General features: G+C 73.2%; 16 protein-coding genes and 1 tRNA gene. 10 read left to right on the top strand and 7 right to left on the bottom strand.

All coding sequences use genetic code 11. The features are described 5' to 3' along the window. Positions 1 to 31 precede the first annotated feature (31 nt). Together AD017_RS08320 and AD017_RS08315 are read left to right on the top strand one after the other, a co-directional pair. Positions 32 to 535, top strand: coding sequence for a MauE/DoxX family redox-associated membrane protein (locus tag AD017_RS08320; RefSeq protein WP_010241379.1), 504 nt, complete (start codon positions 32 to 34; stop codon positions 533 to 535). Between the two features lie 42 nt (positions 536 to 577). Further along, positions 578 to 1,312: a thioredoxin domain-containing protein gene (locus AD017_RS08315; protein ID WP_010241377.1), complete on the top strand. Its 735-nt coding sequence runs from the start codon at positions 578 to 580 to the stop codon at positions 1,310 to 1,312. Here AD017_RS08315 and AD017_RS35205 read toward each other — a convergent pair. Continuing rightward, positions 1,309 to 1,950: a YitT family protein gene (locus AD017_RS35205; protein ID WP_010241375.1), complete on the bottom strand. Its 642-nt coding sequence runs from the start codon at positions 1,948 to 1,950 to the stop codon at positions 1,309 to 1,311. The two genes, AD017_RS08315 and AD017_RS35205, sit on opposite strands and share 4 nt — an antisense overlap. A 67-nt stretch (positions 1,951 to 2,017) precedes the next feature. On the opposite strand from AD017_RS35205, the gene AD017_RS08305 reads away from it, so the two are divergent. After that, positions 2,018 to 3,472 (top strand): PLP-dependent aminotransferase family protein, encoded by a 1,455-nt coding sequence (locus tag AD017_RS08305; RefSeq protein WP_060573843.1) that lies wholly within the window; start codon positions 2,018 to 2,020, stop codon positions 3,470 to 3,472. A gap of 4 nt (positions 3,473 to 3,476) precedes the next feature. Here AD017_RS08305 and AD017_RS08300 read toward each other — a convergent pair whose 3' ends face one another. Further along, positions 3,477 to 4,949 carry a gluconate:H+ symporter gene (locus tag AD017_RS08300; protein ID WP_060573842.1) on the bottom strand — a complete coding sequence of 491 codons (1,473 nt, stop codon included), beginning with the start codon at positions 4,947 to 4,949 and terminating at the stop codon, positions 3,477 to 3,479. Continuing rightward, on the bottom strand, positions 4,946 to 5,482 hold the full coding sequence (locus AD017_RS08295; RefSeq protein ID WP_060573841.1) for a gluconokinase: 537 nt from the start codon (positions 5,480 to 5,482) through the stop codon (positions 4,946 to 4,948). The genes AD017_RS08300 and AD017_RS08295 overlap by 4 nt, the downstream gene beginning before the upstream one ends. Positions 5,483 to 5,645: 163 nt before the next feature. On the opposite strand from AD017_RS08295, the gene AD017_RS08290 reads away from it, so the two are divergent. From AD017_RS08290 to AD017_RS08275, 4 genes are all read left to right on the top strand, one after another. Further along, the gene (locus AD017_RS08290; RefSeq protein WP_010231824.1) at positions 5,646 to 6,359 is read left to right on the top strand and encodes a FadR/GntR family transcriptional regulator; all 714 of its coding nucleotides are present in this window, start codon (positions 5,646 to 5,648) and stop codon (positions 6,357 to 6,359) included. Positions 6,360 to 6,520: 161 nt separating this feature from the next. Next, complete coding sequence (locus AD017_RS08285; RefSeq protein ID WP_060573840.1) at positions 6,521 to 7,378, top strand: TrmB family transcriptional regulator; 858 nt, start codon at positions 6,521 to 6,523, stop codon at positions 7,376 to 7,378. 93 nt (positions 7,379 to 7,471) lie between these two features. After that, a tRNA-Ala gene (locus AD017_RS08280) sits at positions 7,472 to 7,544 on the top strand. Positions 7,545 to 7,759: 215 nt separating this feature from the next. After that, on the top strand, positions 7,760 to 8,293 hold the full coding sequence (locus tag AD017_RS08275; RefSeq protein WP_145982689.1) for a hypothetical protein: 534 nt from the start codon (positions 7,760 to 7,762) through the stop codon (positions 8,291 to 8,293). Positions 8,294 to 8,342: 49 nt separating this feature from the next. Here AD017_RS08275 and AD017_RS08270 read toward each other — a convergent pair whose 3' ends face one another. After that, positions 8,343 to 9,308, bottom strand: a complete 966-nt coding sequence (locus AD017_RS08270; RefSeq protein ID WP_202796386.1) for a hypothetical protein — start codon at positions 9,306 to 9,308, stop codon at positions 8,343 to 8,345. Between the two features lie 222 nt (positions 9,309 to 9,530). On the opposite strand from AD017_RS08270, the gene AD017_RS08265 reads away from it, so the two are divergent. Next, positions 9,531 to 10,055 (top strand): TetR/AcrR family transcriptional regulator C-terminal ligand-binding domain-containing protein, encoded by a 525-nt coding sequence (locus AD017_RS08265; protein ID WP_010231813.1) that lies wholly within the window; start codon positions 9,531 to 9,533, stop codon positions 10,053 to 10,055. 21 nt (positions 10,056 to 10,076) lie between these two features. Here AD017_RS08265 and AD017_RS08260 read toward each other — a convergent pair whose 3' ends face one another. Then, positions 10,077 to 11,105 carry an NAD-dependent epimerase/dehydratase family protein gene (locus AD017_RS08260; RefSeq protein WP_010231810.1) on the bottom strand — a complete coding sequence of 343 codons (1,029 nt, stop codon included), beginning with the start codon at positions 11,103 to 11,105 and terminating at the stop codon, positions 10,077 to 10,079. Positions 11,106 to 11,241: 136 nt separating this feature from the next. On the opposite strand from AD017_RS08260, the gene AD017_RS08255 reads away from it, so the two are divergent. Further along, positions 11,242 to 12,102, top strand: a complete 861-nt coding sequence (locus tag AD017_RS08255) for a helix-turn-helix domain-containing protein (protein ID WP_060576303.1) — start codon at positions 11,242 to 11,244, stop codon at positions 12,100 to 12,102. A gap of 78 nt (positions 12,103 to 12,180) precedes the next feature. On the opposite strand, the gene AD017_RS08250 is transcribed toward AD017_RS08255, so the two are convergent. Further along, entirely contained in the window at positions 12,181 to 12,648 is a 468-nt protein-coding gene (locus AD017_RS08250; protein ID WP_060573839.1) for a GyrI-like domain-containing protein, read from the bottom strand. Between the two features lie 226 nt (positions 12,649 to 12,874). Between AD017_RS08250 and AD017_RS08245 the strand changes: the two genes are divergently transcribed. Beyond that, positions 12,875 to 13,948, top strand: coding sequence for a M20/M25/M40 family metallo-hydrolase (locus tag AD017_RS08245; RefSeq protein WP_227012695.1), 1,074 nt, complete (start codon positions 12,875 to 12,877; stop codon positions 13,946 to 13,948). A 26-nt stretch (positions 13,949 to 13,974) separates the two neighbouring features. On the opposite strand, the gene AD017_RS08240 is transcribed toward AD017_RS08245, so the two are convergent. Next, positions 13,975 to 14,589, bottom strand: coding sequence for a TetR/AcrR family transcriptional regulator (locus AD017_RS08240; RefSeq protein ID WP_010231802.1), 615 nt, complete (start codon positions 14,587 to 14,589; stop codon positions 13,975 to 13,977). Positions 14,590 to 14,714: the final 125 nt, after the last annotated feature.

Raw genomic sequence — 14,714 nt, 5'->3', positions numbered from 1 at the left:
GCCGCGGGCGACCTCGCTAGGCTCTCCGGCCGTGACCACCGCCCGGCCGACGGACCTCGTGGGCACCGTCGTCCGGCTCGCGCTCGCGGCCGTCTGGCTGGTGTCGGGCGTGCCGAAGCTGGTCGACCCCGTCGGGACGGCCGTCGCGGTGGGCGCCTACCAGGTGCTGCCCGACGCGGCCGTGCCCGTCGTCGCGACGGTCCTGCCGCTCCTGGAGCTGGCGCTGGGCGCGCTGCTCCTCGCCGGGGCCGGTACCCGGCTGGTCGCCGTCGTCAGTGCGGTGCTGCTGGCCGGGTTCGTGGCCGGGCTGGTGCAGGCCTGGGCGCGCGGACTGTCGATCGACTGTGGATGCTTCGGCGGTGGCGGCCCGGTGCCGCCCGGCGAGGAGCAGTACCCGCTGACCCTGCTGCGCGACCTCGGGTTCCTGGCGCTCGCGCTGTGGCTGGTCGTGCGGCCGCGCACGCTGTTCGCGGTCGACCGGATCGGGGAGACGCCGGCGCCCGCGGCGGGCACGGCCGGTGGGCGCGAGCGGTGACCAGGCCCGGCGGGTGCCGGGGAGCAACGGAGGAGACGCAGGATGGGACGGACAGAGCGGGAGCGGCGGCAGGCCGGGCACGCCCGGTTGCAGGCGGCCGGGATCACGCCGAAGAAGTCGGGCGGTGCCGGCCGGGGGCTGGTGATCGCGGGCGTCGTGCTCGCCGTCGCCGTGCTCGCCGGGGTGTACGTGGCCTGGCAGAACTACAACTCGTCGGCCGTCCCGGCCTATGCGGTCGCGCGTGACGGCGTCGTCGTGACGGCCGGGGACCCGGCCGCGCCGGTCACCGTGGACATCTACGAGGACTACCTCTGCCCGAACTGCAAGGAGCTCGAGCGGTACTACGGCGGCGACCTCACCGCAGCGCTCAACGAGGGCAAGGCGAAGATCAACTATCACCACGTCGCCATCCTCGACGACCGCACGACCCCGCCCGGGTACTCCACCCGGGCCGGAAACGCGGCGCTCTGTGCCGCCGACGCCGGGATCTTCCCGGCCTACCACTCCCGGCTCTACACCGACCAGCCGAGCGAGGGCGGCGCCGGGCTCACCGTGCAGCAGCTGACCGCGCTGGGCACCGAGCTCGGCGCGACCGGCGACTTCGGCGGCTGCGTCACCCGCCAGGAGAGCTCGCAGGCGATCGCCGACGCCACCCGCGCGGCCGCCGCCGACCCGAAGGCCGCCCCCGGGGGCGGGTTCGGCACCCCGACCGTCCTCGTGCAGGGCACCAAGGCCGACCTCTCGAACGGGGCCTGGCTGACGCAGGTGACCGGTTAGGTCGCGGCCCCGGGCGTCCGGACGGTGAGCCGCGGCAGGAACCACTGGATCAGCGGCCCGACCCCGAACGCGTAGAGCACCGTCACCACCCCGAAGGTGCCGCCGAGCAGCCAGCCGGTGAGCACGACCGTCACCTCGATCGCGGTCCGCACCAGCCGCACCGACCGGCCGGTGCGGGCCGCGAGCCCGGTCATCAGCCCGTCCCGCGGGCCCGGGCCCAGCCCGACCCCGATGTAGGCCGCCGTCGCCGCCGCGTTGAGCACGATCCCGGCCACCGCGAGCCCGATCCGGCCGGGCAGCGCCTCCACCGCGGGGACCACCGCGAGCGCGGCGTCGACCGACAGTCCGATGACGACGACGTTCGCCACCGTCCCGATCCCCGGCCGCTCCCGCAGCGGGATCCACAGCAGCAGGACGACGACCGCTACCAGCGCCGTCAGCGCCCCGATCGGGAGCCCGGTGTGCACCGCGAGGCCCTGGTGCAGCACGTCCCACGGCATCGAGCCGAGCCCGGCGCGCATCATCAGCGCCATCGAGAACGCGTAGGCCAGCAGCCCGAGCACCAGCTGGGTGAGCCGCCGTCCGCGCCGGGGCATCCCGGCGACCGTCCACCGGCTGCGCCTCCTGTCGATCGTCACGAAATGGCATGCTCCACGACGGACCGGCCCGCGGTCATCAGGCCAATCCGGCGGAAGTGGACTGGAAATGGACGGAATCGGCGCGGCCCGGCTGGCCGAGCTCTGCGGTGACGTGCGCGGTGGGCGCGGGCCGGCGTACCGGGCGCTGACCGACGCGATCCGGGTGCTGGTGGGGGACGGGCGGCTCGCGTCGGGCACCCGGCTCCCCGCCGAGCGGGCGCTGGCCGGACAGCTCGCCGTGAGCCGGGTGACCGTCACCCGGGCGTACCGCGACCTGCGCGACGACGGCTGGGCCGAGGCCCGGCAGGGATCCGGCACCTGGGTCCGGCTGCCCGACGACGAGCTGCGCGTCGACGGCGTCTGGGCGCCCGGCCCGGTCCGTGGTGGCGTGATCGACCTCGCGCACGCCGCGCCGGCGGCGCCGTCCGCGATGTCGTCGCTGGTGCGGCGGGCCACCGAGCGGCTGGAGGCCGAGCTCGCCGGGCACGGCTACGGCCCCGACGGCCTGGCCGGGCTGCGGGAGCGGATCGCCGCCCGGTTCACCGAGCGGGGTGTCCCGACCGGCCCGGACGCGATCGTCGTGACCGGCGGTGCGCTGCACGCGCTGCACCTGGCGGTCGCCGAGATCGCCGGGCCCGGGGACCGGGTGCTCGTCGAGCACCCCACGTACCCGTCGGCGCTGGACGTGCTCGCCGACGCCGGTGTCCGCCCGGTGCCGGTCGCCGTCGGGGAGGACCCGGCCGAGACCGCGCTGCCGCGGGCCGCCCGGCAGACGGCGGCGCGGGCCGCGTACCTGATGGCGGACTTCCAGAACCCGACCGGCCGCCTCCTCGACGACGACGCGCGGGCCCGCCTGCTGCAGCGCCTCGCCCGGCACGGCACGGTCGCGATCGTCGACGAGTCGTTCGCCGAGCTGGACCTGCGCGGGCCGGGCGCGGCCGTCCCGCTGCCGTGCGCCGCGCACGCACCGCGGCCCGACGACGTCGTCACCGTCGGCAGCACCAGCAAGATCGCCTGGGGCGGGCTCCGGCTCGGCTGGATCCGGGCGGGCCGCGAGCAGGCCGCCCGGATGCGCCGCCGGCTCGCCCGCTCCCAGATCGCGCCGCCGGTGCTGGAGCAGCTGGTCGGGGTGGAGGTGCTGGACGCGCTGGGTGTGGTGCGGGCCGAGCGGACCGGGCAGCTGCGGGCCCGCCGGGACCGTCTCGCCGCCGAGCTGGCCGCCGTCCTGCCGGAGTGGCGGTTCGACCTGCCCGGCGGCGGGCTCGCGCTCTGGTGCGATCTCGGGGCGCCCCGCTCGACCGCACTGGCGGCGGTGGCCCCGCGGCACGGGCTGGTGCTGGCACCGGGCCCCCGGTTCGGCGCGGGCCACGCGTTCACCGACCGGCTCCGGCTGCCCTTCACCCACCCCGAGCCGGTGCTCGCCGAGGCGGTGCGCAGGCTGCGCCGGGCGGCGGACGAGGTGGCGGGGAACGCGGACGGCGCGGACCCCCTGCCGGGGGCCCGCGCCGACGTCCTCGTCTGAGGGGCTAGAGGACCAGGTCCAGCAACAGGACGAGCACCAGGCCGGCGACCGACAGCACCGTCTCCATGACCGACCAGGTCTTGACGTTCTGCCCGACCGTCAGTCCGAAGTACTCCTTGACCAGCCAGAACCCGGCGTCGTTGACGAACGAGAAGAACACCGAGCCGGCGCCGATGGCGAGCACCAGCAGCGACGTCTGGGTCGGGTCCAGGCCCGGCAGCAGCGGCACCAGGATCCCGGCGGCGGTCACCGTGGCGACCGTCGCCGAGCCCGTCGCCAGCCGGATCGCGACGGCGACCAGCCAGCCCAGCAGCAGCGCCGAGATGCCGGCGCCGGTGGCCCATCCGGCGATCATCGCGCCGATCCCGGTGTCGACCAGGGTCTGCTTGAACCCGCCGCCTGCGGCGACGATCAGCACGATGCCGGCGATCGCGGGCAGCGACCGCTCCAGCGAGCCGGTGACGGCCCGGCGGCTCATCCCGGCCCCGCCGCCCAGGGTGAACATCGCGACGAGCACCGACAGCAGCAGCGCCACGAGCGGGGTGCCGACGAAGTCCAGTGCGGACCGGACGGGGTTGCCCTCGTCGGCCGCGATGTCGCCGACCGCCTTGCCCATCATCAGCACGACGGGCAGCAGCACGGTGAACAGCGTGATCCCGAAGCCAGGGCGGCGGGTGGGCTCGTCCTCGGCGGCCGGGGTGTCCGTGCTGGTGTCGGTGCCGGCGTCGGCGGGCGCCGCGGAGCCGCCTGTGGACGTCCCCGCCGGGACCTTCGACTCGAACAGCGCGGGCGGCGACACGTCCACCCAGCGGGCGGCGAGCTTCGCGAACAGCGGACCGGCCAGCACGATCACCGGGATCGAGACGAGGACGCCCAGCACGAGGGTGATCCCGAGGTCGGCGTTCAGGACCCCGATCGCGGCCAGCGGCCCGGGGTGCGGCGGCACCAGACCGTGCATCGCGGACAGCCCGGCGAGCGCCGGGATGCCGACGGCGATCAGCGACACCTGGGCCCGCCGGGCCACCAGGAAGATCACCGGCATCAGGATGACCAGGCCGATCTCGAAGAACATCGGCAGCCCGATCAGGGCCCCGACGAGCGCCATCGCCCACGGCAGCGACCGCGGCCCGGAACGGGCGATGATCGTGTCGACCAGCCGGTCGGCGCCGCCGGAGTCGGCGAGCAGCTTGCCGAACATCGCGCCGAGCGCGATCAGTGTCCCGACGCTCGCGGCGGTGTCGCCGAAGCCCTCGGAGAACGCGTCGACCGCGTCCCCCATGGACATCCCGGCGACGGCGGCGACCAGCAGCGAGCCGATCGTCAGCGCGAGGAACGGGTGCAGCGAGAACTGCGTGATCAGCAGGACGAGGGCGAGGATGCCGACCAGCGCCGCGGTCAGCAGGCGTCCGGCCGAGGCGACCGGTTCGGTCTGCTCGGCGGCGAGGACGAGCGCGGGGTGCGTGAGCAGGGTCGTCATCGGGAGGAGACCTCCGTGCCGTGCCCGGTGACGGCGTCGGCGCCGGCCTCGACCAGCTCGTCGACGGTCCGGGCGATGTCCAGTGTGGCGCCGATCTCGTCGGCGCCGAGCGGCTCGAGCGTGGCGAGCTGGGAGCCCAGCAGGGCCGGGGGCATGAAGTGCCCCTCGCGGCCCGTCATCCGCGCGGCCAGGGTGTCGTGGTCCCCGGCGAGGTGGAGGAAGACGGTGGCAGGGGCGTGCCGGCGCAGCCGGTCGCGGTAGTCGCGGCGCAGCGCCGAGCAGGCGACGACGAGGCCGCTCGCGGCGTGGCCGGCGAGCTGCCCGCCGACGATGTCGAGCCAGGGCTCGCGGTCGGCGTCGGTCAGCGCGACGCCGGCGTGCATCTTGGCGACGTTCGCCGCCGGGTGCAGGGCGTCGGCGTCGGTGAAGCCGACCCCGAGACGCTCGGCGAGGGCGGCGCCGACGGTGGACTTCCCGGAGCCGGACACCCCCATCACGACGACCAGGGGCGGGCGTGGGGTCGGCTGCTGCATCGCTGCATCGGCTCCTCGTGCTGTGACGGCTCCGGCACGCGGACCGGGGGCACCCGGTCGCTGGTGGACCAGAGTGCGCGATAAGTAGTACTTATTCAAGACCGGACCGATACAGATATGTGGAAACAGGTGCCGGGCCCGCACAGGTGCGAGGATCCGAGGTGTGGACAGCGTGGACGGGACGGCAGGCGCCGGGTTGCACGCGGGCGTGCTCGACCGGATCGGCTCGCTCGTCGCGGGCGGTGAGCTGGCCCCGGGGACGGTGCTGCGCGCCGACGAGCTCGTCGAGCGCTACGGCGTGTCGCGGACCGTGGTCCGCGAGGCCGTGCGGGTGCTCGAGTCGATGGGGCTGGTGCAGAGCCGCCGTCGCGTCGGGACGACCGTCGCGCCCCGCGAGCGCTGGAACGTGCACGACCCGCGGGTGATCCGCTGGCGGCTGGACGGCCCGGACCGCGACGGCCAGCTCCGGTCGCTGTCCGAGCTGCGCCAGGGCGTCGAACCGGTGGCCGCGGCACTGGCCGCCGTCCGGGCCACCCCGGAGCAGTGCGGCGAGCTGGTCGGCGCGGTGATGGACATGGCCGTGCACGGACGGTCCGGCGACCTGGAGGCCTACCTCGGGGCCGACGTCCGGTTCCACCGCGCGCTGCTCGCGGCGTCCGGGAACGAGATGCTCGCCGCGCTCGACGGCGTCGTCGCCGAGGTGCTCGCCGGCCGGACCCGGCACCACCTCATGCCGGCGCGTCCCGAGCCGGTCGCGATCCGGCTGCACGGTGACGTCGCCGACGCCGTCCGCTCCGGCGACGCCGTCGCCGCCGAGGCCGCGATGCGCGAGATCCTCACCGAGGCGGCGTCGGCGATGCGCGAGGTCACCGGCTGAGTGGTGATCGGTCATTGTGATGATGGGGCGGTTCCGCCCGTAGCGTCCGGTCCGCCACGATCGATTCACTCCCCGGGGCCGGCCGTGCCGGACCGCGGTCAGGGGTGCGTCGGGCACCGGGGCCGCACGAACGCGTGTCGAACGGGTGAGATGATCTCGCAATGTCCGTGCAGCGGGTGACCGATGAACTGCAACGCCTCGGCATGTCCGGGTGCGAGGCCAAGGCCTACGTGGCGCTCGTCGTCGCGGGGGAGCCGGTCAACGGGTACGAGGTGGCGAAGCGGTCGGGCGTCCCGCGCAGCACCGTCTACGAGACGCTGGGCAAGCTCGTCGGCCGGGGTGCGGCCTACGAGGTCCGGTCCGACGAGGACGGTGTCGGCTACGTGCCGCTGCCGCCCGACTCGCTGCTCGAGCGGATGCGCCGGGACTTCGACCGTACGCTCGGGGTCCTCGAGGACGAGATGCCGAGGCTGACGTCGCCGCCCCGGGTGCGGCTGGCGCACTCGCTGTCCGAGCGCGAGACCCTGCTCGACCGCGCCGAGGACGTCGTCGTCGCGGCCCGCACGGAGCTGTGGGTCTCGGGCTGGCCGGAGGACCTCGAGCGGCTCAAGCCCTCCGTCCGCAGGTCCGAGGAACGAGGCGCGGCGGTCGCGACCGTCGTGTTCGGACGCGACCACGACCCGGTCGGCTGGACGACCGAGCACCGTTACTCGCCACCGGACACCGTCGAGGCCGTCCTCGGCCGGCGCATGCTCGTCGTCGTGGCCGACCGCGAGCAGGCCGTCATCGGCGGTATCGCGGGTGACCAGACCTGGGGCATGTACACCGACGACCCGGCGACCGTGCTGCTCGCGGCCGGGTACGTGCGTTTCGACATCGCGATGCACCTCGTCGCCGAGCGCTTCGCCGGCGACGGGTTCGAGGAGTTCTGGGCCGGCGACCCCGCGATACGGCGGCTCCGGGAGGTGCCGCCCCCGGTCGACGAGGGCGGCGACGACCGCGGCGAGTGGACCGGATGAGAGCGGTCCCGTCCGGCCACGCGGGCATGACGGGGCCGGGGACCCCCCTTCTCGGGGCGGAAACCGGGACGTGTACTGTTCTTCATGTCGCAAGGGGCTGTGGCGCAGCTGGTAGCGCACTTGACTGGCAGTCAAGGGGTCAGGGGTTCGAATCCCCTCAGCTCCACCCTGCTTCACCAGGCCAGGACTTCGGTCCTGGCCTTTTTCATGCCCGGTCCTAGCTGTGCTGAGTGACCATCGGTTCGGGAGCGGTCGGCGGCCGGCCGGGCTCCGTCTGCGGAGATCATGGGTCCTGCCGGATCGGGTACCGATCCGTGGAGAGGGGGTCGATCGGTGCGAGTTCCGGCGGTGAGCCATGCCGGTCGGTGGCCGCGCAGTGGCGTGCTGACGGTGACCGCGGGCGGATTGACCTTCGAGCCGAACCCGGCCGAGAAACGGCTCCGCGCAGACGCCCTGTCCGTCCCGGCAAGCGATGTCCGGTCGGTGTCTGTCGAGCCACGGAGCATTCGTAGACCGATGTCCTGGGGCGTTCATCGCGTGCTGCGCATCGAGGCGGACCGGCGCGAGGGGCCGCTGAGGATCGGCGTCAATCACGGTAGCCGGGTGGCCCCGCTCGTGTCGGTCGTCCTCGCCGGGGCCGAGGACGAGCGGACAGTGCGCCGAGTGGAGCGGAAGGTACGGCAGCAGTTTCCGACCGTGCTGCTGTGGGGCCAGACGCTCACATTGTCGCTGTTCCTCCTCGCCCAGCTCGGTCCGGCGCTTCTGTGGGGCGATGCACCGCTCGATGCCGGGCGAGTCAGCCTGAGCGTCATGATCGCGCTTCTGATGAGCGTCTGCCTCGCCGTGCTGGTGTACCGGGGGGTCAGAGGTCGTCCGCATGATCCTCAGGAGGGAAGATCACGGCCATCGCAGTAGCATCGTGTTCCAGCACCGGACGGAGCTGCCGTCGATGGACGGCGCCGGTTCAGGCCACGGGTTCGCCCGCCCGGAGCCGGCCGTACTCGGCCAGCGCGGTGAAGGCCGCTTTCGGCTCCCAGGGCATCCCGGGGTAGGCGTTGCCGGTACGCCCGTCGGGAAGGATCGTGACGATTCCGAAGCTCCCCAGGTCGAAGTCCTGCTCAGGATGCTCTGACGTCGGCAGGTGGCGGGAGGCGAAGGTGTACACGAACGCGGTGTCCACGCCCCCTGAGTCGTAGACGTCGAGGAGATCGAGAAGGTAGGCGGCTTGTTCGGGCTCGTTGCGCTCCACGGTCTCGGTGAGGTGCGTTGCCTGCCCGCTCTGGTCGTCGTACGCGACGATGTCCCCGCGGCTCCCCCGATCCGCGGCTCCGGTGAAGGGTGCGCAGCCGAACTCGGTGACGGCGAACGGTGTGCCGAGTGAGGTCATGGTGGCGAGGTTCGCGGGGAGGGCGGCCGCGTTGCCGGCATCGCGATAGCCCGCGTCGGTCGCGATGAAGTCGAACGGTGTCCAGTCCACGCCTTCCATAGGGAGCGATGCGTACCCTATGAGGCCACCGAACCGCTCGCGCGCGCCATCGACGGCTCGAGCCAGTAGTGCGTTGGTCCTCCGCTGTACTCCTGGGAGGACGTCGCGGACGCGTGCCGGGTCGGTGAGTACCGCGGACCGTTCGGCCAGAGTCCGGCCGGGCATCAGCCCGATCGTCATGATGCTGATCTCCGAACCGGTGAGGAGCCGGATGTCCGCCCCTTCTCGTCGGATGCGTTCGGCGCGCTCGGCTGCGTCCAGGAGGAATTCCAACAGCTCATCGGTGGTCAGGTCATGGGTGAAGGGGCAGTACCAGACTTCCAGGCCGACGGCTGCTGCGTGCCGCGCCGCGGTCTCCAGGCGGTCCGGGACTCCGCCGGTGATCCGGACGGCGTCGGCGTGGAGCTCGTCACGGATGATCCGCATGTCCTCGGCGACGACCACGGGGTCGAACGGCTCGTGGGTCGTGCTTCCGCAGTGGGTGAAGCCGGTGTCGTAGGTGACGCCCCATGCGCGCATCGCTACCTCCTCAGGGTACGGCTCGTACCGTAACAGCCAGAAGGTACGCTGCGTACCGTGACGGGGCAGCGGCGACGAGGCGCGGAACTGGAGCGGGCGATCCTGAGTGCGGCCGCCGACGAACTCGTTGCTTCCGGCTACGCAGGCATGACGATGGACAAGGTCGCTCGGCGTGCCGGCACGAACAAGAACGCGATCTACCGGCGCTGGTCGCAGCGCGCCGCACTCGGCGTCGCGGCCTATACGTACGTGGCGGAGGCGCGCACCCCCACGGCGGACACGGGCAACCTCCGGAGCGATGCGTTGGAACTGCTCCGGCAGGCCAACTCGACCTGGTCCTCGCCCCGTGGGGCGATCCTGCGTGATCTCCTGGCGGCCGCCGCCGATGAGCCGGCCCTGCTGGAGCTGCTGCGCGAGCAGGCTGGAGGCGGCGCGATGGACGCCGCCTGGTTCGCGCTGCTGGGCCACGCGGTGGCGCGCGGCGAGGCCCCTCCGGAGGCCGTGCAGCCACGAGTGGCGGCGCTGCCGATGACGTTGTTGCGCGGTGAGTACGCCCTGCGTGGTGTTCCCGCCGTGCCGGACGAGGTCCTGGTGGAGATCGTCGACGAGATCTTCCTGCCGCTCATCCGTGGACGGGGCTCGGCCGGCCCGAGACCGCTCCCCGCCGGTTGAGCGCTCCAGGAGCACCTGCGGTCAGCCGGCGAGCCCGCGCGCGACCATGCTCCGGCCTGCCGCGATGATGGCCTCGCGGGCGGGCCGTGGGGTGATGCCGAGGACCGTGCGGATCTTGGTGTCGGAGACCCGCTTGACGTAGCCGAGGTCGGCGGCGACGGGCTTGAACTCGTCCTTGAACAGCGCGGTCGCCTTCACGACGACGTCCGGGATCGTGCGGGTCGGGACCTTCGACGCCTTCGTTCCGAGGCCGGTCCTGAGGATCGCGCCGATGTCCTTCATGGCGATCGCCGGCTCGCCGGTGCCGACCAGGAACCGTTCACCGGCGGCGTCGGGAGCGGTCATCGCGGCGACGTGGGCGGCGGCGACGTCGCGCACGTCGACGATCGGCACGTACATGTTCGGGTAGCCGGGCATCCGGCCGTCGAGGCTGTTCTGCACGATGTGGTTGGCGCCGGAGATGGCCGCACCCATGACCGGGCCCATGACCGCGACGGGCAGGATCGTGGTCAGCTCGACCGTGCGTCCGGGCTCGGCGGCGAACTCCCACGCGGCCTTCTCGGCGAGGATCTTGCTCCGCCCGTAGGCGTCGACTCCCGGGCCGTGCAGCGGTGACCAGTCCTGCTCGGTGAACACGTGGTCGATGTGGCCGTGGCCGAATCCGACGGCGTGGAACGCGGAGGTGAGTACGACGCGTCGGACCCCGGCGTCCTCGGCGGCACGGAGGACCCGGACCGCCCCCTCGCGGGCCGGGGCGATGACCTCGTCCTCGTCCTCGACCTTGCCGATGTGGACGGGCGATGCGAGGTGGACGACGTAGTCCGTCCCGGCGGCGGCCTCGGCCCATCCGGGGTCCTGCATGAGGTCCGCCTCGACGAAGGTCAGGGCGTCGTCGCGGGTGACGCCGGCGTCTCCGAGTACGGCGCGTACGGCGTTCTCCTTGCGGAGGGAGCGGAGGGTGGCGCGCACCGTGTGTCCCTGGTCCAGGAGCTGGATGACGACGTGCCCGGCGATGAAGCCGGAACCGCCGGTGACGAGGACGGATGCCATGAGGCTCTTCCCTTCCGGTGGATCTCGGGTGGCGTGACCATCGTGTCCGGCCCGGTCACGGCGACCCAGATCCCTGCCGACCCTGGTAGTGGCAGGGCACACCCTGCGTCGGGACACGGCGGTTAGCGTGATCGGCGTGACCGACGAGCCGAACACGCTGGGCGAGTACCTCCGGGCCAGACGTGCGTTGGTCACCCCTGAGCAGGTCGGTATCCCCGTCCTCGGCACCCGACGCGTCCCCGGGCTGCGCCGCGAGGAGGTCGCCATGCTCGCCGGCATCAGCGCGGAGTACTACCTGCGCCTCGAACAGGGCCGTGACCGCCGCCCGTCGGTGCAGGTACTCGAGGCGATCGCCCGGGTCCTCCGGCTCGACGACAGCAGCCATCTCCTGGGCATCGCCACCGACACCCCACGCCGGAAGCGCTCGAGAGCCCGCCGCGAGGCACTCCCGCCCAGCACCGCACGCCTCATCGACGCGTTGCCCTTCCCCGCGTTCGCAGAGGGCCGGTATCTCGACGTGCTCGCTGCGAACCCGCTCGCCGGAGCCGTCTCCCCACGGCTGGTGCCGGGCGGCAACCGGCTTCGCGACGTGTTCCTCGACGAGGCCGAACAGGACCTCTTCGAGGACTGGGAACGCGCCGCCGCCGCGCTGCTCGCCGGATTCCGCAGGACCGTCGGCACCAGTGTCGACGACCCGCGCGTGGTGGAGCTCGTCGGTGACCTCTCGCTGGCCAGCCCGCAGTTCCGGCGGCTGTGGGCGCGCCACGACATCGCCGAACGCACCGGCGCCGCCCTCGTCCTCGACCACCCGTCCGTCGGTGCCCTGCGCCTCGACCGCGAGAAGCTCGCGGTCAGCGGCACCGACGGCATCATGCTCGTGATCTACCACGCCCAGCCCGGTACCGACTCGGCCGAACGACTCGCGCTCCTCGGATCCGTCGCCGCGGAGGCCACGGGCGATCAGCGGCCGACGAACGCGAACCGTAGGACTATCTGACAGGGCCGTCGGGGCATCAGTGGCTTCTGCCGGCTCGACGGCACCGTGAGGGAGTAGGACGTCGGCCGGCGGCCCCGATCAGGACACCACCCAGTTGAGCTCCGTGCGCAGGTCACGCGGGTCCATCTCCGGCGACGGCTCGGTGAGGTAGACCTCCCAGAACGTGTCGCCCGGCCGCAGGCCCTGGCCGGCGATCCAGCCGGCCAGGTCCTGCCAGGCCGGCCCCAGCCCGTCGAACGAACCGCTGTGCACCGCCCGCGCCACCCGGCCCGCGGGAAGCTCGCCCGCGGTGACCTCGCCGTCGTCGGCCACCGGCCGGTCGGTCGGGAAGCCCACCTCCAGGTCGACGGTCTCGGCGGGGATGCCGCGGTACAGGCCGAACGCCGGGCCGGTGACCTCCACGCCCTGGGCGGCGAGGACACCGGGGAGCGTGCCGAACACCCGGTCGTAGAAGGCGGGCAACTCGGTCATCGCCACCACGCCACGGACCACCGCCGTGGTCGTCGCGGTGGTGGTGATCAGCTGCGGGGGCGCGCTGGTGGTCATCGGTGAGTTCCTCCTCGACGGTCGACGTACGGGTGACTCCACCCGGGCGTGGAACTCATCGCGCCGGGCGGGATGCCGGCGACCGGCCCGGCTCGTGATCCTGTCGCAAACCCGGTCCCGCCGTGGCAGACTCCGGCATCGGCGCCGACCGGGACGACTCGTGACGAACCGGCTGCCGGGTCCGCGCCGAACACCGGACCACACCCAGGCGACGCGGGAGCCGGACATGCGTTCGCACGTACCGCACCACACCTCCGACGGCAGGGCGAGGGCCGTGCGCCGGTCCCGGCGGCCCGCCCGCTGCGTGGCTGCGCTGCTCGCCTGCGCCGTCATGGTCCTCACCGCCTGCACCACGTCCACCCCGGCAGGGCCCGGGCCCACCCCGCCCGACGGCGCCCTGGCGCAGCGGGTCCGGTCCACCCCGAGCGCCACTCCGGCCACGACCCACCTGGAGGCGCTCCAGAGGATCGCCGACGACGCCGGCGGCAACCGCGCGTCCGGCAGTCCCGGCTACGAGCGCTCGGTCGACTACGTCGCAGGCGTCCTGCGCGACGCCGGGTTCGACGTCGACACCCCGACCTACTACGACGCCGACCTCGGCCGCGAGCTGCGCAACGTCGTCGCCCGCACCCGCGACGGCGACCCCGGCGCACTCGTGCTCGCCGGCGCGCACCTGGACTCGGTGCCCGAGGGGCCGGGCATCAACGACGACGGCACCGGTGTCGCCGCGCTCCTCGAGGCTGCGCTACGGGTCGGCCCGGCCCCGGGCGTCGCCACGACCGTCGCGTTCGGGTTCTGGGGCTCGGAGGAGGAGGGCCTGCACGGCTCCCGCGGCTACGTCGAGGGGCTCACCCCGCAGCAGCGCGACGCCCACCTGCTCTACCTCAACGTCGACATGCTCGGCTCGTCCAACGGCGGGTACTTCGTCCAGGGCGGGGCCGGGGACGACGAGTCCGAGACGGGGCCGCCCGGATCGGGCACGGTCGCCGCCGTGCTCAGCGAGGAACTCGCCGCCACCGGGGCCAGGGCCGAGCCGATCCCCCTCTACGGCGACGACGACGGCCCGTTCGTCGAGGCCGGCATCCCCACCGGTGGCGCCGTGACCGGGGACGGCGACACCAAGTCCGCCCAGCAGGCCGCGGTGTGGGGCGGGACCGAGGGCGAGGTCTTCGACCCCTGCTACCACTCCGCGTGCGACACCCTCGCCAGCGTCGACACCGACCGGTTCGATCGCTACACGACCGCCGTCGCCGCGACCCTCGCCCGCTTCGCCGAGACCCCGGCCGGGGCGGTCGGCTGACGGCCGGCACCCCGTTCGGCCCCGGTTCACCTCGCCGCGAGGGACACCGTGAGTGCCGCCGCCATCTGCCGGCCGATCTCCTCGGGGGAGGACGGCCCCGCGGGGTCGAACCACTTGTAGCACCAGTTCACCGCGCCCAGGCACATGTTCACGTAGATCGACGGCGACATGCCGAGATCGAGATCGGGGTGCCGCTCGAGGTGGCCCCGGAGCTCGTCGGCGAACAGCGCCTCGAACGTGCGGCGCCGCTGCAGGATCTCGCTCGCCAGGTCGGCGGGGAGCTCGTGCTCCTCCTCGAAGCACACCTTGAGCAGCGCCTGGTTCCGGCAGGTGTAGACCACCCGTGAGGCGATCAGGTCCCGGACCGCGTCGAAGGACGACGTGGCGTCGGCGACCGTCTCCCGTGCCATCGCGAGACTCTCGTCGAGGACGTCCGAGTAGATCCGGACGAGCAGCTCCTCCTTGTTGCGGAAGTAGTAGTACAGGGCGGGTTTCGACATGCCCACCGCGGCGGCGATCTCGTTCATCGACGTCGCCCGGAAGCCCTGCCGGCTGAAGATCGCCGCGGCCTCGGAGACCAGGCGCTGCCGCTGGGCGTCCGCCTTGCTCGGCCCCGGCCGGCGCCGCGCGGCCTGCGTCATGGGTCCTCCGTTCCCGATGTGCCCGCTCCACCGTAGTCGGCCGGTCCCGGACCGACGGCCTTGACAAGTCCGGGCCGCGTCTGCGAAAAATCTGACCGACCGGTAAGTAAGATATGTGAGGCGGT

The sequence above is a fragment of the Pseudonocardia sp. EC080619-01 genome (assembly GCF_001420995.1).
In the GTDB taxonomy this organism is placed as follows: domain Bacteria; phylum Actinomycetota; class Actinomycetes; order Mycobacteriales; family Pseudonocardiaceae; genus Pseudonocardia.
Note: the sequence above shows the minus strand (reverse complement) of the source record. Positions and strands in the feature narration are given on the sequence as shown.